This is a genomic window from endosymbiont DhMRE of Dentiscutata heterogama (assembly GCF_002888635.2).
Lineage (GTDB): Bacteria > Bacillota_I > Bacilli_A > Mycoplasmatales > CGIF01 > CGIF01.
In genome coordinates this window covers 456,318-477,890 of record NZ_LN828718.1, presented here as the reverse complement: position 1 = coordinate 477,890, position 21,573 = coordinate 456,318, and the positions used below count along the sequence as shown (strand labels likewise).

The following is a 21,573-nucleotide window of genomic DNA, read 5'->3' as shown; positions in this document are numbered from 1 at the left end:
TTATTATTGCTTTATTTTAATTTTTTTGTCTCTGCAACCGGTTTTTCCGCATTCGAATTAACACAACTATGACTAGAAAACTAGCCAAGGCCAGAAAGAAGAATATTAGAAAAGGGGAAATCATGGAATTCGGCCGAGCAGACGGATTTTTGCTTGATTGTTGTTTTTGACTTTGTTGTTGAACCATGGCTTGTTCCATTCTTTCCAAAAAGGCCACCACCTCGGCCGAACTAGTAAGATTATCCAAATAATCTATTCAACTATCATAGCCCGCTCAAATTTCTTTTAGCTTTTCCAAATCAGGTCGGTGATTTCTGAATAATTCCAGGATTTTACTTTTAGCCACATTTTTGGCCGAGGGCAAGGGCAAATTGCTAATGAAATTTTTGGTTTTATCATCAATAACATTATCATTTTTCTGAGAGTCATGATCGGAGGAATTATCATTTTTTTCTTGCTCCTCTATCTCTTTTTCCTCGACTCCTTTTTCTTTTAAAGCGACTGAAAAAGCATTTAAGTAATCATTCACTTCGTCGGCCGTGTTTAATCCCATAATATCATTTTCTCAATTCTGATATTTACCACCAGCCAGAGTATTTAAATCGATATTTCTTAAATTATCCGGATCAGTGAGAATGTTGCTTATTTTATTAATTACTTGCTTTTTTAATTTAGTTAATTCATTTTCGAGTGGCGGGGAGCCTCCTTGCTCCCCCTGTTTCTTTTCATTTAATTTTTTAACATTGCTGTCATAGATTTGGTAAATATTATTTTTAAAATTTAATACTTTTTGTCTAATTTTGTCATTTTTGTCGCTAGTTTGTTGATTAAAAGGGCTGTTGAGCGGTTGGTCTGCGTCAAAGAGAACGAAAGAGGTGGTTTGAAAAAAATCCAAAGCATTATTCGAAAATGACGGCAAAGTTAGTCCGAGAGTTTGAGCCTCTTGAACCACGGATTTATTTTGGTTAATTATGTCTTTCAGTTCGTCGCGTAATTTAAAAAAACTATTTTCTTCGTCTATCAGATCGTGATTTTTTTTCAACACGTCGGGAAAAGATGGGGGGGGGGGTGGAGGATTATTGGGTGTGCTGCTGCTGCCTGGGGGAGTAGTAGTCGATATTAATTCAATAGTGCGAAAAGAGGAGCGGACCCAGATCTCACCAATGTCGAGTTCTTTTCTGGCCTGACCCGGACCAAAAGTCACATCCCGGATGATTATTTGATCACCAGCGTTAAGGGGCGAGCCATTATACTCAACAACAATAGTATAGATGCTTTTGTTATCTATCATCAAATCAGTTGTTGGCACGATATAATAAACATTAGTGCCGCCGTGCTGTCAAATATTATCAATAGTAAAGTTTAAATCTCTTACTTCTGTCCGCGGAGGAGTAGTAGTCGGTGCTAATTCAATGGCACGAAAAAAGTCTCTGACATAAAGATCATTTTGAGAAAAATTTCTTATTTCGTTCGGTCCGGGACCAAACCTGACATCCCGAAGAATTATTTTATTACCAACTCTCAAGAGCGTAGAATCATGTCGGTGGTTAGGAAGGATACTAATGTTAAAAACATAAGCGTTTCCCACTTCTATCGGAGAAAAGGGGACGATATGATAATCTCCTCAAATATTTGTTACACTATCAATAGTAAAAGTTAAATCTCTGGTTATGGTTGTCTGATTGTGAGGAGGAGTTTGTTGTTGATTATTTGTGTTGTTATCATTTCCACTAGAGTTATTATTAGTTTGTTGATTAGGAGCAGAGGGATTTTCCCGACTGTTGACAATATCATTTTCATTTAATAAATTAGCGAGGTGGTTGTCTTTTTTTCAGTAATGGCGGTCATTGCCTAAGAAAATGTCACCTCTCATTATGTTTTCATTAAAGTGTTTTCCGGCTTCCTTTTTGTTTATTGCTACTCAATAGCTTTTATCTGGGTTATCGTCTCGGGAGATTGGAATAGCATCCATAAATGTGGTATGACCAAGCGTATCCGTTCCACTTCCAGAGCCACCGAAAAAGTAAAAAAACTTGACTCCTTCATCAATATCCGTAGAATCCAAATCATCTCGGGGATAAATTTTTATCACTACCTCCTGGAGTATTTCTTGCAAAAAGGGGGAAATTATTTCGTAAACTTCCGCTGAATAGTCTCTAGTCACGTAGGCACCGTGCGTTCATGGAGTGGTCTTAAGAGACCCAGCATTAAAAATTATTCATTCCGTTTCTCCATTAATGCGAATTATTTCTTGTTTCTGGTTGTCGTCTAACTGATAATAAGGTAAATTTAAACTATCGAGATAATTTCTGGTTAATTGTTTTATTCTGTCATTCATAATTTTAATTCAATTTTTGCCTTTTTACCCCAAACGACCGCATTAACTTGACTGTTTTTTTTTTTTTTTTTTTAATAATATAGATAATATATAATAATTTTATAAATGAGTAAAGAAGTTATTGTGGCTCTCAGTGGGGGTGTGGACTCGGCCGTGGCGGCTCTTCTTTTAAAAAAACAAGGCTGCAGAATAAAGGCTGTTTTTATGCAAAATTGGGACGATTATCTGGGCGGGCAAGAGACTAATATTTGTTCGCAAACTCAAGACTGAAATGACGCCCAAGCCATTGCTCAACAATTAGAAATTCCGCTTTACAAAGTGGATTTTATTCGTGAGTATTGAGACGAAGTGTTCGCCAATTTCCTCCGCGAGTTAGAAAAAGGCTTAACCCCCAATCCTGATATTTTGTGTAATAGCACAATTAAATTTCATTATTTTGTGGAACACGTGAAAAAAAATTTTGCGGCCGATTTTATTGCCACCGGTCATTATGCTAAAATAGTTCAGGAAAACAGAGAGTATTATTTAAGCAAACCCCAAGACAACAACAAAGATCAAACCTATTTTCTATGCCAAATTGACCGCGATTTACTAGGCAAAATAATTTTTCCCCTAGCCGATTTGACTAAAAATGAAGTCCGTCAAATTGCCAAAGAAACTGGATTAATTAACGCCCAAAAAAAAGACTCAACTGGCATCTGTTTTATTGGAGAACGGAAATTTGAAAGTTTTTTGACTAATTACTTCCCAAAAAAAGAGGGCAAAATAATCAATGTTGACAGCCAAGAGAGCATTGGCCAGCATTACGGAACTCCTTACTTTACTATCGGACAACGACGCAATTTAGGGCTGCCGGGGCAAAAAAGGCCTCATTACGTAGTGGGGAAAAACCCTGAAAAAAATGTACTCTATGTAGCAGGTGGTTGGGATAGCGAATGGTTGTATAGCAATTGATGTGTGGTAAAAAATATTAATTGGTTGATTAGAGAGGAAAAATTAAAAAAGTGTCTGAATAGTCAAAAAATAACGGCTAAATTTCGTTATCGCCAACCGGAAATTGCGGTCAAAATTATTTCATTGGTCGATTTTCGAGAGTTAAAAGTGGAATTTTCTGAAAAACAAAGAGCCATTACCCCCGGACAGTATGCGGTTTTTTACTGTGATAATATTTGTTTGGGCGGAGGGGTGATTTTTACCACTGAAAAAAATAAAGAGAATTGTGAACCGAGATTTTAAGTAGGAGATTTCTAGGCTTAAAAAATAGACATGGATATTTTATCTGGTCTGGCAAGATTAAAAATAAGTAGGATATTTTCAAATAAACAACGATACAAAAAAAATATTATCGTTCTTTCTTTCCCGCCGCCTCCTCTATATTAATTTTTTGGCTTTCTAACAATTCTTTTAAGGATAATTCTTTCATTTTGGTTTCACATACTCAAACGGGAATTGAAGTGGGTGGAAGGGTTTTATGGTGAAAAAAATCACAATGAGCAATCTTGTTTTGGCCGCAACTTTCCGACCAATAAAAAAGAGGAGTCTGTTTTTTTCACGTATCGTTAAATCATTCTCAATTTTCTCGGCTTTCACTAATTCGCGAAGGATTAGCCAATTCGTGATAATTATCTCAAGCCAGCGGCAAAAAAATCTGATATTTTTCTTGGTAATAGCGGTGAAATTTGTAAAGATTAGCCGAATTTCAGAAACCGCGCGCTTCGTTTTTTAGGCTAATTTTTGCCAGAACATTAGCAGGTAATTTTTGAACTGCTTCCGCTACTCATTGCAAATATTTTTCTTCTCCCAGTCGCTCAACCAATTCCCGTTTCGAATTAAGTTGAATAGTAATAATGGCTTCTTTTGCTATTAATGATAAAATGTTTGCATAATAAATCAACTCGGTTTGGGAATTTTCCCTTATCATTTTGTCATCAGACGCCAAACTAAAAAATTGGGACGAATGCATGGAAACGGTAATTTTTCTCTTTTCTAAAAGTTCCTTTATTTCTTGACAAAGGTGTAAAAAATTTTTCTCCTCCAACACCAGTTCATAATTCATTTTCTCTGGGTCGAAACTTTTTAAAGTGGATAAAGGCAACAAATCTGAAGTAATTCGAGAATGAACTACTTGCGGAGGCAGATTGTTGAGAGTAAACTTTACTATTTTTAGATTATGTTCGACAATCTCTAAATATTTTTCTCAGGTGGCTTGGGTGCCAAGATTAACTAAATCTTTTTCTAAGACCGTCTTAGAAATATCACGGTGTCTAATTCTTTTTTTTCGTAAGTACGCAAGGTACTAATTAAACCAAATTTATATCAATTACTATCTTCAGACAATTCTATTAATTAATATAATTTTAAGTATTTTGGACTGACTTGCTGCGTTAAAAAAATATTGTTATACTAAGAATGACGGTCCTTGATCGGTTAAATGCTAAAAAAACTGAACTTCAAAACCAACATAATTATCTGAATCATTCTAGCGTAACAAAAATTACTCTAAGAAAAAAAATAAAGATAATTAACGAATTAATTGTGGCTTACCAGTCAACTTCTCCAGCCACCAATCTGCCCGAGGCCGAGGAAATTCTCAAACAACAGATAGGCTTTGAGAGACAAAATGAAAAGATTTTGAATAGTTTGAGGATTAGGAATTACCGCGAACAAAACAACGTTAAAAAAACGCCGCTAATTTTATGTCTCTTTGGGCCATCCGGCGTGGGAAAAACCACTTATGCTCGACTTTTAGCCCAGGCCTTAAAGAAAGAATTTTTTCTGGTGTCGTTAGGGGGAACCACCGACACTTCTCTGCTGCTCGGAGCCAGTGAAAACTCTTCCGGAACCGAAATCGGACAATTGACTAAGGCCTTGACGGAGACTAAAACCCACGACCCATTAATTTTGTTGGATGAAATTGATAAAGTTAATTCTTATGGAGGTGATTCGGCTATTCATAATTGCCTAAATGCCATTTTGGATCCAGAACAAAACAAGGAAATTTTGGATTATTATTTGGATGTTAAATTAGATTTTTCCCAAGCAACCTTTGTGATAACCGCCAATGACCCGAAAAAAATCCCCGAGTACCTGCTATCGAGAATATCAACTGTCGTTGAATTACCAGGCTACGATAACGAACAGAAAAAGGCTATCGTTCGCCAGTTTATCCAAAAGTGATTCAACCAAAACTCCAGTCTTAATCCCGACAATCTGGAAATTACTCCCGAAGCCTTGGAAACATTAATCAATAAAACTAAAGAAAAAGGCGTTCGACAGTTAAAATCCGCTTTGGATAGTATTTTTGATTATTGTCTTTTGCAGTGGGCGCAGGAAGTAAGTCAAGGAAAATTAGAAAGTAAGGTAAAGATTGACGCAGAAACGGTCCATAAAGTCGTTCCCCAGGATTTTCTTAACATTGATTTAGAGGATAACCAGGAAAAAATCTCAGTAGACGAAAAAAAAGAATTAGAAAGTTTACGTAAGGAATTGGAAAGATTGAAAGGAGAGAAGGATAATCAAATACAATTAAAAACTATGAGATTTAACTCTTTGCTGGCATTGCGACAAATTAGGGGACAATTCACCGATCGAGAGTACCAAGATTACGAAGGAAAAATAAATACGGCATCTTCTCGCGAGGAAATTGAAGTGGTTATGAAAGAATTTTTACTAAAAATAAAGGAGAAAATTACTTCTCCTAGAACCAGCGGAGAAAATGGGGATAAGAAGACCAAGGACAAGTCAACAGAAACCGCAAGACAAAACCAAATTCTGACCGAAAAAATTAAATCTTTAAGTGCTGAAATAGAAAAGTTGAAAAGAGAAATTCAAGATTTACAGAAACCGGAAAGAAGCACTAAAATTATATTAGTGGTGATTGTCCTTTTTTTAATGATTAGTGGAGTTTATGGGGTAATTAAATTGTTGACTTTCTTTAGAGAGAGAGAGAGAGACAAAAAAAATAAGAAACTCAAATTATAAAGACGAAAAACCTAACATTTTCGATAATTGCTTATTCCACATGGTAATAATAGAAATGCTCCTCGAAAAACTTGGGTGAGAAAATAATCAAACTAATCGTCGCTTATTGGTGTTATTATTTGATTAATTGTTAAAAATTAGTTAAAGTGCTCCGGTAGCTCAGTGGATAGAGTACTCGTTTCCTAAACAAGTTGTCGGAGGTTCAAATCCTTCCCGGAGCGCCAATAATAATAAAATTAATTAATAATAAATAAATCATATGTCCGAAAAAGTAATTGAAATTAAACAAGTCAGTAAAAGATATGGTGATAAAACGGTTTTAAATAGTGTTTCTTTTGCCGTGCGAAAAGGGACTATTCATGGCTTTATTGGTCCTAATGGAGCCGGTAAAACGACTACACTCAGCATTTTGACTCGTTTGGTCTTGCCAACCCACGGCGAGGCTTATATCGAAAGCAAATCGGTTAACCATGACCCTCGCTTTAATGAGCGATTGGGTTTTATTCCTGCCGAACCAAAATTTCCGAACTTGACAGTAGAAAAATATCTGCTAGATTGCGGTTATTTACGAGATATTCCGAAAGAAATAGTATTGCGAAAACTAGCCAGTTCTCCACTTTCCCAATTTCGTTCGCAAAATTGTCATTCTCTCTCGACTGGTTGAAAAAAAATTCTCCAAGTTTTCACTTTGAGCCTTTACCGACCAAGGGTATATTTACTGGACGAGCCTTTTAATGGTTTAGACCCGAGTTTTCGCCAAGATTTATTTAACAATTTGAAAAACATTCGTGACAAAGGTGGCACCATTTTAATGTCAACCCACATTCTTTCTGACCTCCAAAAATTAGCCGACGATATTACTATGATTAGGAGAGGACACATTGTTTACACGGGTCCGAAAACGGCTGATATTGAAAAGACTTATGAGGAATATTTTATTGAAAAAGGCCAACAACTATTTGAATTATAATAAATTAAATTATGTCGCAGACCGGAAAATTATATAGATTCTATTTTGGAAAAATCTGACAAAAAAATTGATTACGAATTCTCGTTTTCACCATTCTAATTGGAGTGGTGTGGTGATTTGTGATACCTTTCATTGGTAGCAAAGGAGTGGCTAAATTCCTAAGTAGTAATTTAGACCAAACTGCGGAGCAAAGACGAAATATTGAAAAAAACGTCAGTTTTTCTAATACAGTAAAATTACTTTTTGGCAGCAAGATTGAAATTAAGGGGATAGGTTTAGATGTGGGTCTAGTAGAGGCACGTCTTAAACTTCGGGATGAACTACAAAAAGACAGAAAAAGAAAAGAAGAAGGGCAATCCGAAGAAGAAGGCAACGAAGGACTTAGCGCAGCACAAAAAATAATTGGTCAGGCAATTGATTCCTTTAACATTTTTGGTCTCTCCTTTCCTTTCACCGCTGATAATGTTTTCTTTTTCCAACATACAGATGGTTCAGTTCTGGGATACGCCGACCAAAATTATACCAAAGGCAAAACCTTTTGAAAATTACTTTTTGATATTGCCTGGTGAAATCTGACCGGTTTTGTAGTTCTTTATTGATTCACTTTTGAGATTTTTGAAAGGACTTTTTTCTCTCCAAGAGAGGATGGCGAGGAAGCGACCGTTTTAACCATGACCCCAGGAGTAAAAAGAGGTGATTTAATTTGAGGCAAGATTCTCGCCTTTTTGACTTTCTATTTTCTAATTAATATTGTTTTCTTTTTAATTCCGTACGGGATTTATTATTTTTGATTATCCCCAGTTAAATCTTGGTCGTCGTTCTCCTTACTGGCTTTAATATCCGTAATTGTGTTACCGCTATTATTCTTTTTCTTAGTTTTTGTTCCTTATCTCTTTGTGAGTTCCTGGTTAGGCCGCAGCAAATGGATTTTCTCCACTCTGATAGTCTTTCTACCGGCACTATGATGAGCCTTAAAAATGTTTAGTTCTTGGACTTGACCCTACAAAGTAGAAAATGTTTTCTTTGACCCCATTTGGTTTACCATTATTTCCTTAGTTTGTGGGATTTTTTTCCTTACCCTCTACTATTTAAGATATCAAGAGGAGGATTTGAATTAAAATCATTTTATGTCTAAATTTCAAAAATCTGTATTTTCAAAACTTTATCGTTATTATGTGCGAAAACTAGTATCCAGAATTGGAATCGTTCTTCTTTATCTGGCACTGTTTACTGTTTATATTTGGGCTCTTTCTTCTTCTGGTAAAGCCTCTTTAGAAGAACCATCGAGAGCAAAACACTTTTTGGCTGACATTCCAATTGATACTTTACAGCAAAAATTGGTACTTTTCTGAGTTGTCTCCCTTATTCAGTTGGGTTTTTTGTTAATAGCGATGACCCCATTGATTTCTTGGCTGGTCGGACGTGGCCTGGGTTGAGAGGAATTGAAAGCAAAGAAACTTTTTAGTATTCCCAAAATTAGACGTGATGAAGATGTCAAAGTTACGCTTTTTACTCCGGGCACGAACCGCGAAACAATGATTTTAGCCAAGTTCGTAGCGGCTTTTACTTGATTTATGGGGATTAATCTTTTGACAACGACCGGTTTTTTTATTTACTTTTTGGTGGCTACGAAGATTGGAGTAGCGTCTACTTCCCTCTTCTTATTACTTAATGGAGTAGGTTTTGTTTTGATTAATTTTTTATTTTTGGTGCCTCTACTTTTTTATCAACAAGAAGTCAGTTCCTTTTTATTTACTTTAATTATGGGCTTTTCTATTGGTGTTTTATTTGGGGTTGGCTACTTTTTTTGAGAAACTATTTTACAATATCCGCTGGTTTTCATTTCACTTTCCATTCCTCTTTCTATTTTGACTGGCTGGATCTTTTTCTCCCTTTATTGAAAAAAATATTTGAAAAATGATTTAGAATAAAATAATAATATAATATATGAGAAATAGACGTAATACAATATTTTGTCTGACAAGACTAAAATAGATGTAAAATTGCCGGAGACCAATATTTTCAATTAGACAAGGATATGAAAGAAATAATAATTTTGGAAATCAACAAGGGCCACCAAAGTCAACTAATCCAAAACTTCTTAAAGAGTAAAAAGATTGATTACCGGATATTGATGGAAACTCTCCAAAAACAGCCAATTAACTCATCCAAACCAAAAGCCAAAAACTCCAAAAAGATAGACATTTTTGCTAACTACGGGCAAGCCATTAAGAATAAAGAAAGAGAAAAAGAATTAAAATTATGAGATAATGTTGACCTTGACGAGGAACTAAATAATGATGGCGAGTGGTGAAGTTAAAAAGGGTGAAGTTTATTTATATTGAATTGGGAGAAAAGAGGCTCGAGGAAGTGAAATAAAAAAGATTAGACCGGGTGTCGTTGTCTTCACTGACAATTTAAATAAGTGAAATTACCGCTTTATTGTGGCTCCGATTACCAAGAGAACCAAAACATTTTTAGATTTTGAAGTGCCGGTAATAGTTAACAACAAAGAAGGTTTAGCCATATTGGACCAAATTAAGACAGTAGATAAGTCAAGGCTGATTAAGAAATTAGGAAAGTTGACCGAAAAGGAAATGTTAATGATTAGAGAAAAAATAGATTTAGTTTTTGATTAACGAAATAAAAAATAATAATGATTTGCGAGTATAGTTCAGTGGTAGAATCTTAGACTGCCAGTCTAATTACGCGGGTTCGATTCCCGTTACTCGCTCCAAGTTGGCGGACATGGCGGAATGGCTAACGCGCTAGTTTGTGGTGCTAGTTTTCGTGAGTTCAATTCTCACTGTTCGCCCCATAACATGGGGTTCTTTAATTTTGTTTTCTCCCCTTAAAAGAAAAGTGTTTTCATAATTGCGTCCGGCGGCGTGTTTATTTCTGGCTTTTTTTTATGTTTTAGCCAGTTTTTTTCCCGCCGGACAACATAATAGTAAATAAAAATGGCTTGTCTGCCAAGGTTAAAATAAGATAATATTTTTATTTACTAATTCTCGCCAGCGAAAAGGAAAAATTCTCTCAAAAGGTCTTAATGAAAGTAAGATAATCATTTTCCCCTTGGCTAATTTTATCTAGTTCGGTTTCCAAGGCTGCAGTATAACCTTCATTTATCAGAGTAGCAAAATTGGCTTGTAATCAATTATTAACCGCAATTCCCAAAGGAGTAGGAATAAATTGTCCTTTTTCGTTCAATTTGGCATAGCCTCTTTTCAACAATACTCGACCGAACAAATTGTAAGTAGAAGGGCGACCAATCCCCAACCTTTCTAATTCTTGTACCAAACTGCCTTCGTTATAACGAACAGGTTTATTTTCTTGATATTCTTGGACTTCAATTTTATAGGCTTCTAGTTGGGAAATGCCAGGCATTGCCGGAGACCAAAGAGTAATCAATTCACTCTTTAACTTAACGTTATAATTAGGAAAATAAACTTCCGGGGCCACTGCCAAAAATCCGGCAAATTGACAAATCCTTTCCGTTGTAACAAAATGATAATTATTATTAAGAAATCGTCAAGTAATTTTGTTAATTTGGGCCGGGCTCATTAAACTGGCGAGAGTGTGATTGTATATCAACTTATATAATTTGTATTCTTCCTCCGTTAAAGAACTTTTAATTTCCTCGGGCTGGTAATTCAAATAAGTAGGGTGAATGGACTCATGCGCTCCCTGAACATTAAGGGTTTTTTCTTTTTTTTTTCAAGCCGGATTAGTATTAACATAATTAAAACCTCAATTTTTTTTGATATATTGATAGGCTGAACTCGTGAACTCCTGATTAATACGAGTAGCGTCCGTTCGGGGATAGGTAATCAACCCAATTTGTTTTCTTTGGCTACTTATTCAAACCCCCTCATATAATTTTTGGGCTAATTGCGTGGTTTGAGCCACCGAAAATCCTAGTTGCGATTTGGCCTCGAATAATAATAAAGAAGTAATGAGCGGTGACTTCGGTAAAATGAACTTTTTTTCTTCTTTTTGGTCGGCTAGTTGAAAAATTAAACTCAATTTTTTTTTAATTTCTTCAGCCGCACTTTTCTCTTTGTAGAGGATCAATTCTCCGGTCTCATCCACTTGCTTGAGAGTTATTTTCTGCTTGTTGACTTGGCACAGACCACAAAGGATGTAGAGTTTTTTCTTTTCAAATTGTTTAATCAGTTCTTCCCGCTCAATAATTAATTTCAAAACTACTGATTGTACCCGACCGGCCGATAGGGCTTGTAATTTTTTTTGTAAAATAGTGCTAAGACAAAAACCTATCATGCGGTCTAATACTTGGCGAGAAAGTTGGGATTCGACCAAATTCTGGTTAATAGTCAAAGGATTACTTAAGGCTTCCTTAATACTGCGAGGGGTTATTTCATAAAAAAGTAGTCGCTGGCATTTAATGGGGTCTATTCCTAATGATTTTGCGGTCTCTTGGGCGATGGCTTCTCCCTCCCGGTCGGGGTCGGTGGCCAGATAAATTGCTAGAATTTTTTCTTTACTTAAATAATTTTTTCAGAAGTTGATTAAACTTTTTTTTTCGGCAATTACTTCGTAAGAAGGCTGAAAATTTTCTAAATCTACTCCCAAATTATATACTCCGGACTTTTTTAGTTCTCATAGATGCCCTCCGGTGGCAAATATCACATATTCTTCGCCTAAAAAGGATTGAATGGTCTTTTTTTTGGTTGCCGATTCTAAAAATATTAAGCCTTTTTTCATTTTCAATCTTGCTATAATTTTTTTTACCAGTTGGAGTGTGAAAAGAGAGCAAAAATTTACATACTGTCTTGTCAAAAATTAATTATAATGCTTTATTCACCCGAGGAAAAAAGAAAAATTATCTTGTCTAATTATAACCACCCCAACCACCAGGTAAAATTAGAGGAATTGAAAAAAAAGAGTGAGGAATGACAAATCCCTTTTGCTACTTTTCGTAGCCTAGAACAAGGTTGTGGCGATATTATTCACTTGCTAGTAAAAAAAGAAGATAATAATTTACAAAAATGCTTATTTTCAGGTCAACAGTCCTGTCTGATTACTGTGGCAGTGGCTAATATTATCTGCTCTTGTTTAGAAAGAAAAGACCTAAATTTTGCTCGTGAATTATTAACTAATTGTCAAGCCATGATTGAAAAAAAAGTTTACAATTTAGATAATTGTCCTGATTTACAAGTGTTTAGTGATATATCACAATTTCCCCACCGAGTAGAATGTCTAAGGTTAGTGGTGAGGGGATTAACTAAATTGATAAAATAACTATTATGGTAATCGACATATTAATTCGTCTCTCTCTCTCTCTCTCTCTCTAGCCTTATCAGGCAAGGAAACAATTAAAAATTGTTTCTTTTTCTCTCTTGTTAGGAAAAAATTATGGCTGACTGATCCAACAAACTAAATCTCTTAAAAGAGAGAGTTGAGATAGTAAATAAAAAAATAGACCAAAATCCCCAAAGTCTTAAAGGCATTGGAGAAAAAATGAACCAAGATTTAGCAGAATTAGAAAAATATTTAGAAGCCAGTGAGGAAATTATCAAGCGAGAAGCTCAGGAACAACCCAAAATAGAGAAAGGTATTGATGAACTAGAAAAAGAAATAGAAAAGTTAGAAACTAAAATAAACACTTTAGAAATCCAATATAAACAATTACAACAAAAAACTAACAGTATGAAGGTGAAGTATGGAGTTGGTGGAACTTTGGCGGGAGTAGTTGGTGGGATTGCAGTTTGGAAATTGTTGCCAAAGGTGAAGGAATGGTTGGGGTTGTAGTTTTCCATGATAAATGTAAATTATAAAATGATAATCTGCGACAAATGTAAAAAAGAAAATTAAACTCTAGCAAAGACACACTAAAATTAGGACTACTAACGAACTAAAACATTATTGTAATAAATTAGGTATTGAAAATCTTTGGATAATTATTTTTCTCTAATTGGTGATAAAACTTCTGGTGAACTTATTTTAGCCAACTCATCCACCAAATTATCCAAAGGAATTTTTTCCAGACAGGATTCTACCCCCTTTTCACGACTGGCTAAATTAGTTTTGCCTCTGGCAATTAATAATAATTCTACTCCTTCGTAATCAAAAAATTCGCTGGTAGTAAGCGGGACAAAAGAGTAATTAGCCATTTTGGCTTGGAGAGAAGGTGGGAATTTGACTTTTTGCCTTTCCGTTAACTCAACTCCAGGAGGCGTGGTCGCTTGCGGATTTTTAATACTAATTAAAAAATCATCCTCCTTTTGGAGATTAAATTCTTGTTGAACTTCTTTAATTTGTGCCGGAGCAGTCAACCGATAGATAAAATGGCTATGATTATCATGAGACACCAGTAAATATTTGCCAACTCCGAGGCGCTGAGAGACTGGCGAGGTCCGTTCGCCCCGCGTTTTGGTTGAATAATGTTTTTCTTGTAAGGCATTCAATAACTCCTCCTTGCTATTTTTAATAACTTCTAAAAATAGAAAATAACTATCTTTCTCGCTGGGAGGCAACTGTTTTTTGCCTACAATTAATAATCGATATTTATTTTGTTGTTGAGTTCGTAAAACGAAAAAAAACGTTGTATCCCTTCTTGCTGATTAAGAACTTTCTCGACTTTAGGACGATAGAAAAAGTAAACACTGCCACCTTCTAAAACGTCATTTTTTTTTTTTTTTTTTTTCTATATCTTTTTTCATATTATTATATTTTTAAATATATTTATATTATATTATTAATACTTGCTCTTTATGATAAATTTTATTTATTTGACTTTATTCCCTCAATATTTTCACAATTACTTTCAGATTTCTTTAGCCAAAAAGATTAGAGAACGAAAATTACTTGATTATCAAGTTTATAATTTACGGGATTTTGCTGTCAAAGGTCAGGTTGACGATTATCCCTATGGTGGAGGAGCTGGCATGGTCCTGAAAATTGAGCCATTAGTAGCGGCTCTGGCTGCTATTCAAGAGACTTATCCTGACAGTTATCTCATTTTGCTCTCTCCCCAAGGGCAAACTTTCACCCAAAACGAGGTGCCGAGAATACTCAACCAAACTCCTAATCTGGTCTTTGTTTGCGGACATTATGAAGGATTTGATGAACGGATTTGATATTATATTGACGAGCAAATTTCAATCGGTGATTTTATTACTATGGGAGGAGAAATGCCCGCTTTGGCAATTACCGATGCCCTAATTCGGGCTATTCCAGGGGCCATTCAACCTGAATCTTATCAGCAAGAGACCTTTCAAAACTCGCAACTAGATTTTGCTACTTATACCCGCCCGGAAGAATTTGCTGGTCTAAAAGTACCAGCGGTTTTGCTATCCGGCAATCATAAAGAAATTAACGAATGAAGGATCCGAAATAGACGAGATAAAACCAAACAAAAAGAAAAATGATATAAAAATAATAATAAAATTATTCCGAAGCGAGAAGCAGAGAATAAGTAAAAAGTTCAAAATTGCATTTTTAGAGATTAATTTTGTACAAAATTATAACGATAACTAAAATTAGGGAAAATACAATAATAAAGTGTTACCTATTCTCGCTAGTTAATGGCTGGACTAAAAAGGATTAAGATAACAAGTGAGTTTAAAAATTTAGCAAATACAACATAAAAAAAATATCAAATAAATTTATACAAACATGCCAAAATTAAATCCATATTTAACAGAAAGCAAGAAACTAATTGAATTAGTTCAAGAATTAAAAAATGAATACAAAGTTCCTAGTTTTGAGGAGTTTGCTAAAGATTATGAAAGTGATGAAGTGATAAATGGGAGTTATGAAAATGAAATTAGAGGTTATGGTGACATTAGTGTAGTAAAAAGTTATGGTCCAGGAAATAGTCAATCAGCAGAAGACACAGCAAAATACGTAGGCAAACAAGCCATAAGTAAAACTGCCGGTGCTCTTCTTGGTCCTGCCGCTTTGCCAATAGGAATGAAACTTAAACAGACTGCTCTAACATGAGACGTGTCTAAAGAATTTGCTTTAGAACTTGGTAATATTATTAATAAGATTAATAGTAGCGGGGGAATTAACACAGAAGACTTAGACCTTATGGAAAAGGTTATGAGGAATGTGGAAAACAAAGAAAAAAGTGAATTCGCAAAATGAATAGATGAATTAGGAAATGATTTGATGTGAAGCGGAGCAGGAAATGCATTAGGTGAAATTGCTAGTCAATCGAGTGGTAGTGCGAGCGGGCTTTTTAATTTTGTTAGTGAGGTTTACGAAGCAAATTAAAAAACCAAAGAAGCAGCGGATCATACTAAGTTTATACTCCACTTAGCACATCGTAGCAGAGGAATAGATTATGACCCTAATTGTGATGAATGCAATTCCTAGCAATTAAAGTTAAGTTTCGTTTGTAAGAGTTTATGAAAAAGAGAAAAGTGTTGGGGGTTTTATTGAGAGGTCTGCTTGGACTTATCTTTTTCTTCTTAATGCTTTTCTCGGTGTGATTGATATTTGGTTCAGAAGTTATTTCATCAGTGCTAAAAAAAGCGCTAGAGAAGGAGCGAAGAGTGCGAAGACATTCATTGACTTTTCATCTTCTTTTTTTGCTTTCCTTTACAGGGCTTTGTTTTTCCGTAATGTTTTTTCCTTCCCTTTACTACCTTAAATTCAAACCCAGAAAATTCCTGATTGACTTTTTGATTTTTATTTTCATTTTGTTTCTTTTTTTTCTCGGATTTTTTTTAGTATTTAAAATTTTTTACAATTATCACCAAGTTTTCAAAAACAGTTAAGTGTTTTAATATTAATAAAAAAAAAATGCTTCTAGTGAATGATTGGGCTTTCATAAATAAAAATATACAATAATTTAATAATATATAGCATGACCAACCTCAATAAGAATGAATTAGCCAAAATTGGAGTCCAATTTGGTAATTTAGTCCGTAAATGAAATCCCAAAATGCGCCCTTATATTTATGGCAAAACCAAAAATAGAACCCATATCTTAAATTTAAAAAAAATTGCTGATAGTTGTCAAGAAGTAGGTAATTATATAAATTCAATAGTTAAGAAAAATAAGACCATTTTGTTTTTATGTACTAAAAAAACATCCCTGAAGAACAAGACAAAAAACATCCCTGAAGAACAAGACAAAAAACATCCCTTTGAAATAGTTAAAGAACAAGCCATCCGTTGCGGAATGCCTTATATTGTTAACAAATGAGAAGGTGGGTTTTTAACTAATTTTGAGGAAACTAAGAGAAAGTTAAGAGAATTACAAAGATTAAATATTTTTGTCAAAAAGGACACTTTTAAAAGTCTAACTAAAAAGGAACAAGCAAAGTACAAAGAAAGGCAAGACGAGTTAAAAAACATTTATGAGGGGGTGATTGATTTAAAAGAAAAAAAACCTGATGTTCTATTCATTATTGGACTTAATAAAGAAAAAACGGCTTTTCGGGAAGTTATAAAAGCCAAAATTCCTGTTATTGCGGTTTGTAATAATAATTGTAATCCTAAATTAGTAGATTATGTTATTCCGGGAAATGATGAAAAAAGTGAGCCCATTAACTTTTTTGCTAGTTTGGTGGCGGATGCCATTATCCAGGCCAAAGGCGAGGCAAAATCAGTAGCCGAAAATACGGCAGTAAACAAAAAATTGGAGTAAAAACAAACATGCCTCAACCTCGTTTTTTTACTGGTATCCAATCCAGTGGCACTCTTACTTTAGGAAATTATTTAGGATTAATCCGTAATATTTTAGAAATACAAGAGGAATATGAGGTCATTATCATGATCTGTGATTTACATTCCTTAACCATTCCCAAACCCAACTTTAATTATCGGGAAATCGGCCACGAAATCGCTTCTCTATTATACGCTTGTGGTCTAAAAGAGGAAAATTGTAAAATATTCATACAATCGGAAATAAAAGAGCATGTCGAACTGGCTTATTTACTTTCTCCGCACATCACAGTTAGTGTTTTGTCTAATATGATTCAATACAAGGAGAAAAAAAGAGAGCAAGAATCTGGTAATTTGGCTTTGCTGACTTATCCAGTTTTAATGGCGGCGGATATTTTTCTCTACGATGCAGACTTGGTTATTGTCGGTCAAGACCAGACCCAGCACCTCGAATTAACCACCAATATCGCCCAGAAATTCAATAATTTTTACGGCCAAAAACTGCTAAAAATTCCGCAATTTACTATACCTCATTTGGGGGCTAAAATAATGGACTTAAAAAACCCGCAAAAAAAAATGTCAAAAAGTGAAAATGATTTTTTGGCTCTGCTAGACGACCCGCAAACTGTTACTAAAAAAATTAAAGAAGCGGAAACTGATAGTGAAAATAAAATCTATTATGATCCGGCCAAAAAACCAGGTATTTCCAACCTCTTAACCATTTATGCTTTGTTAAGCAAGCAGGGAATAAAGGAGACCGAAAAAGAATTACAAAATCTCAACTATCACCAATTTAAACTCAAACTTATTGATTTACTTAATGAAAAATTGGGAAAAATCCAAAAAAAATATATTGATTATCAACCCAGAATTAAAGAAATATTAAAAAAAAATACTGAATACTTAAAAGTTCTAGCCACCCAAAAACTGAACTTAATCAAAAAAGAAATAAAATTTAATTAATAATGTATGGTCAAAAAATGTTCGAAATATAAAGATAGTAGTAAATTTAGTCGTAATAAACCTTGTGAAAAAGATGTTTTTGAAAATGATGCTTATGGTCGTGAGTGAAAATATTGTAAAGAGCATGGTTGTGTAATATGCCTAAAAATAACAAGAAAAAGTGGTATAAAAAAAGAGCCAATGCACGATGGTTTTTGAAAATGTAATACTAAAGAATGTAATGAAGATTATAAGAGAATAAAAATTAAAAATACTGAAGCAAATACCAAATTATTTAATACAGTTGAAAAAATTAAACGTTCTCTAGCCAACGTTAGTCCACGGAGTAGTTTTTTAGAACATTATGTTGAAGCATTAAGGCATTATGAAGCCGAAGCAATTAAAAAAAACGTATTTTATGAAAAAATTATGAGTCCTGTGGATCTAAAATTTATTAAGGATTCGATTGACGCTTCTAATGAGTTAAATCAAGAAGAAAAAGAGGGATTGAAGAGTATCTACGCTAGCGATGACATTGAAAGTGTTCTTAAAATGAAAGAGATGGTTTTTACTCATATATTAGAAGAGAGAAATTTAAAAATAGCGAGAAATGATTTCATTAAAAACAAGTTAGAAAAATTGGATGGTTGAAACTTACTCAGTCATAGCCAACAACAAGGTTATAATGATGAAATTAGAAAAACTAGAAATCCCTCTCTTTTTGACTCCGTTCTTAATGCTGCCAAAACAAAAATAGTAGAAATAAAAAGTAATGACAATACAGAGAGAGAGAGAGAGAGAGAGAGAGAGAGAGAGAGAGAGCAAAATTGCTGGTTGCTGAGATAAAGGCCGAATTAGACAATTCCCCGCCAGTGAATATCACCGAACTGGATAGTAAATTCCATGATTACGAAAATTTGACTCTGAATGAATTAGAGGCCACTAAAAATGACCTTATTGCGGCCATTAAAAATCACCGAGCCACAAAAAAATTGAGTGAATTGTTGAGCCAGGCTAAAACCTGTGCGGATAGTGATTTGTGAAGTTTCATTAAAGGATTAGAAAATTTTGCTTCGTCAGCAGTTTCCGAGGAGGAAAAAAATGCTTACTCCGCTCGCCAAAATGAGGTCGACACATTGTTGAGTGAATTGCGAGACCGCTGAAATGATTTGAGTGAGGAGAAAAAACTAGAAAATTATTGAAACAACGCCATTCGTAATTTCGCTAATTGATTAGCCGAGGCCGAAAATCTCCAACTGGCGACTGATGACCCCTGGCAAAATTTCCTGACAGCCATTAAAGAACACACAACCCAAGAAGCGATTGAAAACCAGGAAAAAGAAGCCTATCAGCATATTTTAGCCCAATTCAAAGCAAAAGTCAAACAAGAATTAGGAGCCGCCCAAAAGGATGGAGAATACTCGCCAATCGATGATAGCCAGAACTTCGTCGCCGTAAAATCGGCCCGAACCAGCATTAAGCAAAGCCGGGAAAACTCCGACTCACCAGACAATAACAAAAGGGGGGAAAATCCCGTTGACAACAATAAAAATCAAAAAAATAAATCCGACTATTCTCAGCCAATAATAATTGCTGTTGCGATTGTGGCCGTAACAACCCTAATTATAATGCTGACAAGTAGAACTTTGAAAAAACGAAAAAAATCTATCAAAAAAAATAGGCACGAATAATTTATCTTAAAAAATAATATATAAATAAAAAAAATTATACATGAATGATAACTATAATGGCTTAGGACGCCGTAAAGAAGCAAACGCAAGAGTTTATTTAAAAGAAGGCACCGGGCAAGCCCGGATCAGAACAAACAATGGGAAGGAAAAGAGTCTTCACGATTATTTTTATATGGAACCTTCGCTCTGCGAGGATATTCTTCGGCCACTCAAATTGTTTAACAAGGAAAATGATTTTGACTTTTTTGCTCGAGTAAAAGGCAGCGGCCCGCAAAGCCAAGCCGGGGCAATTAGATTAGCATTGGCTCGGGCACTATTAAAAGTTTCCCCAGAGTATAAAATTACTTTGAAAAATTTTTCTCTGCTAACGCGAGACTCCCGGAGAGTATGGAGAAAAGTAGTTGGTTCTAAAAAGGCTAACAAAGGCAAAAGATTTCACAAACGTTAGAATGGTTAAATATTTTTTGAATATTAGGCAGAGTGGAAAAAGCGATGACATGGAGGGAAATATAACTTATGATTTTGATTTAGAAAATTCACTCCGCTTTCCTTTCTCACTTGACGGTAAAAATTACGCGTATCTAGGATATAAGCATTTAGAAATTAAAACTAGCAAAAATAGAAATGAGATTTTTCGTGGTGATGTTGCCGACATTGACAGGTGAGGAGTAATAGAAACTTATTGAAATTTGTGTGTTCCGGACGATAATGAGGGATTTCCACTGCTCGGCTCTAATGATAAACTTACTTTATACGATACAGATGGAAATATTTATTTAGAACCTCTTCATTTTTCGCACCTTACCTTAAAAATAAAACCAGTGGAAATTACCTGAAAATCTAATGAAAATATTCGTCTAAAACTAGCTTCCTCTTATTCCGTGCAGGACGAAATCCAAAACTTTAACATAAACATTAATGAAATTGATTTAAGAGGCAAAAATATTGATAAATCTCATTCTCTCATTGCTAATTGTATCGAAAAAGGTCAAGATTTAACCTTAAAATTTCGTTCTCCCAATAGTGCTTATTTTCGCAAAAATTATTCTAATAACCAATTAATTAACACTTTGGTTATCCCAGAAAATAGTCTCCAAGAGGATTTAGCCACTCAAAACCAAAACCCCAATTCTTCGTCCCTTCTAATAAATATTTTGTTATTTTCGTTTTTAGGAATTATAATCCTAATTTCATTTTTTTTGCTTTTCTTAATAAAACGCAAAAAATCTCGTAAAAAATAGTTTATGGCAGGACATTCTGCAGCCAAAAATAAAAAATGAAGAAAAGACCGTCAATCTGAACTTCGGAGTCAAGAGCATCAGACGGCAAGAAGGGAAATTGAACTTCTAATTAGGCAAAAAAGAGAAATTCCGAAAGAAGCATTTGTCATTGCCCGAGAACACAGTTTTCCTAAAGAAAAAGTTTATCAGATTTGAGAGAAATTAAAGAATAGTGTGGCTGAAAATCATTTTACTCAGGCCTTGTTCCAGGCCCCTTTCGGCATTTTAATTTATTTAGAAGGGGGCAAAAATATTCCGGCTGATTTAGTTAAAAAATTACAATTAAAGTCTTTGCCTCTCGTCTCCCTGTCGAATTATTTTCAACCATTATATAGTCTTAAAATTAATTTAAAGGGCAATGACAATAATTTAGAAGAATATTTACTTACTTATTTGCCAAACGAAATTTGAGAAAAAACAAATTATGATGAAAAAAAAAGAGAATTGATTTCTCCAGACAAAGAGGAAATGACAAGAATAAAAAAGATTATTGAAGAAAAAAAATTAGAATTAGTGATTGAAGAAGAAGAAAAACATTTTTGAAAATCTTTAATTCCTTGTCGACTAATAGCCAAAGAAGAAATTGATTATTATCATGAGTTAGAGAAACAATTAGCCAGCAGCAATTTTTATACCAATATTGAAAAAATGGGACTATAGCGCAGTTGGTTAGCGCACACCGCCGATAACGGTGAGGCCGGTGGTTCGAATCCACCTAGTCCTACCATATAT

General features: G+C 34.6%; 22 protein-coding genes and 4 tRNA genes. 22 read left to right on the top strand and 4 right to left on the bottom strand.

Translation table 4 applies throughout. From position 1 onward, the window contains the following. Nucleotides 1-16: 16 nt before the first annotated feature. On the bottom strand, nt 17-2,338 hold the full coding sequence (locus tag DHMRE_RS02930) for a hypothetical protein (RefSeq protein WP_322632208.1): 2,322 nt from the start codon (nt 2,336-2,338) through the stop codon (nt 17-19). A gap of 105 nt (nt 2,339-2,443) precedes the next feature. Between DHMRE_RS02930 and mnmA the strand changes: the two genes are divergently transcribed. Further along, nucleotides 2,444-3,574 carry a tRNA 2-thiouridine(34) synthase MnmA gene (gene mnmA / locus DHMRE_RS02925; protein WP_322632207.1) on the top strand — a complete coding sequence of 377 codons (1,131 nt, stop codon included), beginning with the start codon at nt 2,444-2,446 and terminating at the stop codon, nt 3,572-3,574. A gap of 106 nt (nt 3,575-3,680) precedes the next feature. Here the strand turns inward: mnmA and DHMRE_RS02920 are convergent, their stop codons facing one another. Next, entirely contained in the window at nt 3,681-4,565 is an 885-nt protein-coding gene (locus DHMRE_RS02920; RefSeq protein ID WP_327207199.1) for a hypothetical protein, read from the bottom strand. A gap of 182 nt (nt 4,566-4,747) precedes the next feature. Here DHMRE_RS02920 and DHMRE_RS02915 point away from each other — a divergent pair, with 182 nt between their 5' ends. The 9 genes from DHMRE_RS02915 to DHMRE_RS02875 all read left to right on the top strand — a co-directional run bounded on the left by DHMRE_RS02915 (nt 4,748) and on the right by DHMRE_RS02875 (nt 10,107). Then, nucleotides 4,748-6,319 carry an AAA family ATPase gene (locus tag DHMRE_RS02915; RefSeq protein WP_322632206.1) on the top strand — a complete coding sequence of 524 codons (1,572 nt, stop codon included), beginning with the start codon at nt 4,748-4,750 and terminating at the stop codon, nt 6,317-6,319. A gap of 148 nt (nt 6,320-6,467) precedes the next feature. Beyond that, nucleotides 6,468-6,543, top strand: a tRNA-Arg gene (locus DHMRE_RS02910). Between the two features lie 35 nt (nt 6,544-6,578). Beyond that, on the top strand, nt 6,579-7,289 hold the full coding sequence (locus DHMRE_RS02905) for an ABC transporter ATP-binding protein (RefSeq protein WP_322632205.1): 711 nt from the start codon (nt 6,579-6,581) through the stop codon (nt 7,287-7,289). Nucleotides 7,290-7,300: 11 nt separating this feature from the next. Beyond that, nucleotides 7,301-8,407 (top strand): hypothetical protein, encoded by a 1,107-nt coding sequence (locus DHMRE_RS02900; protein ID WP_322632204.1) that lies wholly within the window; start codon nt 7,301-7,303, stop codon nt 8,405-8,407. A gap of 9 nt (nt 8,408-8,416) precedes the next feature. Further along, nucleotides 8,417-9,220, top strand: coding sequence for a hypothetical protein (locus DHMRE_RS02895; RefSeq protein WP_322632203.1), 804 nt, complete (start codon nt 8,417-8,419; stop codon nt 9,218-9,220). Between the two features lie 107 nt (nt 9,221-9,327). Beyond that, nucleotides 9,328-9,609: a hypothetical protein gene (locus DHMRE_RS02890; protein ID WP_322632202.1), complete on the top strand. Its 282-nt coding sequence runs from the start codon at nt 9,328-9,330 to the stop codon at nt 9,607-9,609. Beyond that, on the top strand, nt 9,587-9,928 hold the full coding sequence (locus DHMRE_RS02885) for a type II toxin-antitoxin system PemK/MazF family toxin (protein ID WP_322632201.1): 342 nt from the start codon (nt 9,587-9,589) through the stop codon (nt 9,926-9,928). Before DHMRE_RS02890 ends, DHMRE_RS02885 begins: the two co-directional genes overlap by 23 nt. 24 nt (nt 9,929-9,952) lie before the next feature. Next, nucleotides 9,953-10,026, top strand: a tRNA-Gly gene (locus DHMRE_RS02880). 5 nt (nt 10,027-10,031) lie between these two features. Further along, nucleotides 10,032-10,107 (top strand) — tRNA-His (locus DHMRE_RS02875). A 179-nt stretch (nt 10,108-10,286) separates the two neighbouring features. On the opposite strand, the gene topA is transcribed toward DHMRE_RS02875, so the two are convergent. Then, nucleotides 10,287-12,014, bottom strand: a complete 1,728-nt coding sequence (topA, locus tag DHMRE_RS02870; RefSeq protein WP_322632200.1) for a type I DNA topoisomerase — start codon at nt 12,012-12,014, stop codon at nt 10,287-10,289. An 87-nt stretch (nt 12,015-12,101) separates the two neighbouring features. Here topA and DHMRE_RS02865 point away from each other — a divergent pair, with 87 nt between their 5' ends. Together DHMRE_RS02865 and DHMRE_RS02860 are read left to right on the top strand one after the other, a co-directional pair. Continuing rightward, entirely contained in the window at nt 12,102-12,551 is a 450-nt protein-coding gene (locus DHMRE_RS02865; RefSeq protein WP_322632199.1) for a hypothetical protein, read from the top strand. Between the two features lie 114 nt (nt 12,552-12,665). Next, nucleotides 12,666-13,061: a hypothetical protein gene (locus tag DHMRE_RS02860; protein ID WP_322632198.1), complete on the top strand. Its 396-nt coding sequence runs from the start codon at nt 12,666-12,668 to the stop codon at nt 13,059-13,061. A 149-nt stretch (nt 13,062-13,210) separates the two neighbouring features. Here the strand turns inward: DHMRE_RS02860 and DHMRE_RS02855 are convergent, their stop codons facing one another. Beyond that, nucleotides 13,211-13,786 carry a hypothetical protein gene (locus DHMRE_RS02855; protein WP_322632197.1) on the bottom strand — a complete coding sequence of 192 codons (576 nt, stop codon included), beginning with the start codon at nt 13,784-13,786 and terminating at the stop codon, nt 13,211-13,213. 255 nt (nt 13,787-14,041) lie between these two features. On the opposite strand from DHMRE_RS02855, the gene trmD reads away from it, so the two are divergent. The 10 genes from trmD (at nt 14,042) to DHMRE_RS02805 (ending at nt 21,568) form a co-directional block, all read left to right on the top strand. Then, nucleotides 14,042-14,731 carry a tRNA (guanosine(37)-N1)-methyltransferase TrmD gene (gene trmD, locus DHMRE_RS02850; RefSeq protein ID WP_322632196.1) on the top strand — a complete coding sequence of 230 codons (690 nt, stop codon included), beginning with the start codon at nt 14,042-14,044 and terminating at the stop codon, nt 14,729-14,731. A 196-nt stretch (nt 14,732-14,927) separates the two neighbouring features. Beyond that, on the top strand, nt 14,928-15,530 hold the full coding sequence (locus DHMRE_RS02845; protein ID WP_322632195.1) for a hypothetical protein: 603 nt from the start codon (nt 14,928-14,930) through the stop codon (nt 15,528-15,530). A gap of 595 nt (nt 15,531-16,125) precedes the next feature. Beyond that, nucleotides 16,126-16,911 carry a 30S ribosomal protein S2 gene (rpsB, locus tag DHMRE_RS02840; protein WP_322632194.1) on the top strand — a complete coding sequence of 262 codons (786 nt, stop codon included), beginning with the start codon at nt 16,126-16,128 and terminating at the stop codon, nt 16,909-16,911. 8 nt (nt 16,912-16,919) lie between these two features. Then, nucleotides 16,920-17,891 carry a tryptophan--tRNA ligase gene (gene trpS, locus DHMRE_RS02835; RefSeq protein ID WP_322632193.1) on the top strand — a complete coding sequence of 324 codons (972 nt, stop codon included), beginning with the start codon at nt 16,920-16,922 and terminating at the stop codon, nt 17,889-17,891. Nucleotides 17,892-17,897: 6 nt separating this feature from the next. Next, nucleotides 17,898-18,716 (top strand): hypothetical protein, encoded by an 819-nt coding sequence (locus DHMRE_RS02830; RefSeq protein WP_322632192.1) that lies wholly within the window; start codon nt 17,898-17,900, stop codon nt 18,714-18,716. A 26-nt stretch (nt 18,717-18,742) separates the two neighbouring features. Next, nucleotides 18,743-19,561 (top strand): hypothetical protein, encoded by an 819-nt coding sequence (locus DHMRE_RS02825; RefSeq protein ID WP_322632191.1) that lies wholly within the window; start codon nt 18,743-18,745, stop codon nt 19,559-19,561. A 40-nt stretch (nt 19,562-19,601) separates the two neighbouring features. Beyond that, complete coding sequence (gene rpsI, locus DHMRE_RS02820) at nt 19,602-20,009, top strand: 30S ribosomal protein S9 (RefSeq protein ID WP_322632190.1); 408 nt, start codon at nt 19,602-19,604, stop codon at nt 20,007-20,009. 1 nt (nt 20,010) lies between these two features. Then, nucleotides 20,011-20,802 (top strand): hypothetical protein, encoded by a 792-nt coding sequence (locus DHMRE_RS02815; RefSeq protein WP_322632189.1) that lies wholly within the window; start codon nt 20,011-20,013, stop codon nt 20,800-20,802. A 3-nt stretch (nt 20,803-20,805) separates the two neighbouring features. Beyond that, nucleotides 20,806-21,501: a hypothetical protein gene (locus tag DHMRE_RS02810; protein WP_322632188.1), complete on the top strand. Its 696-nt coding sequence runs from the start codon at nt 20,806-20,808 to the stop codon at nt 21,499-21,501. Then, nucleotides 21,492-21,568, top strand: a tRNA-Ile gene (locus tag DHMRE_RS02805). The genes DHMRE_RS02810 and DHMRE_RS02805 overlap by 10 nt, the downstream gene beginning before the upstream one ends. Nucleotides 21,569-21,573: the final 5 nt, after the last annotated feature.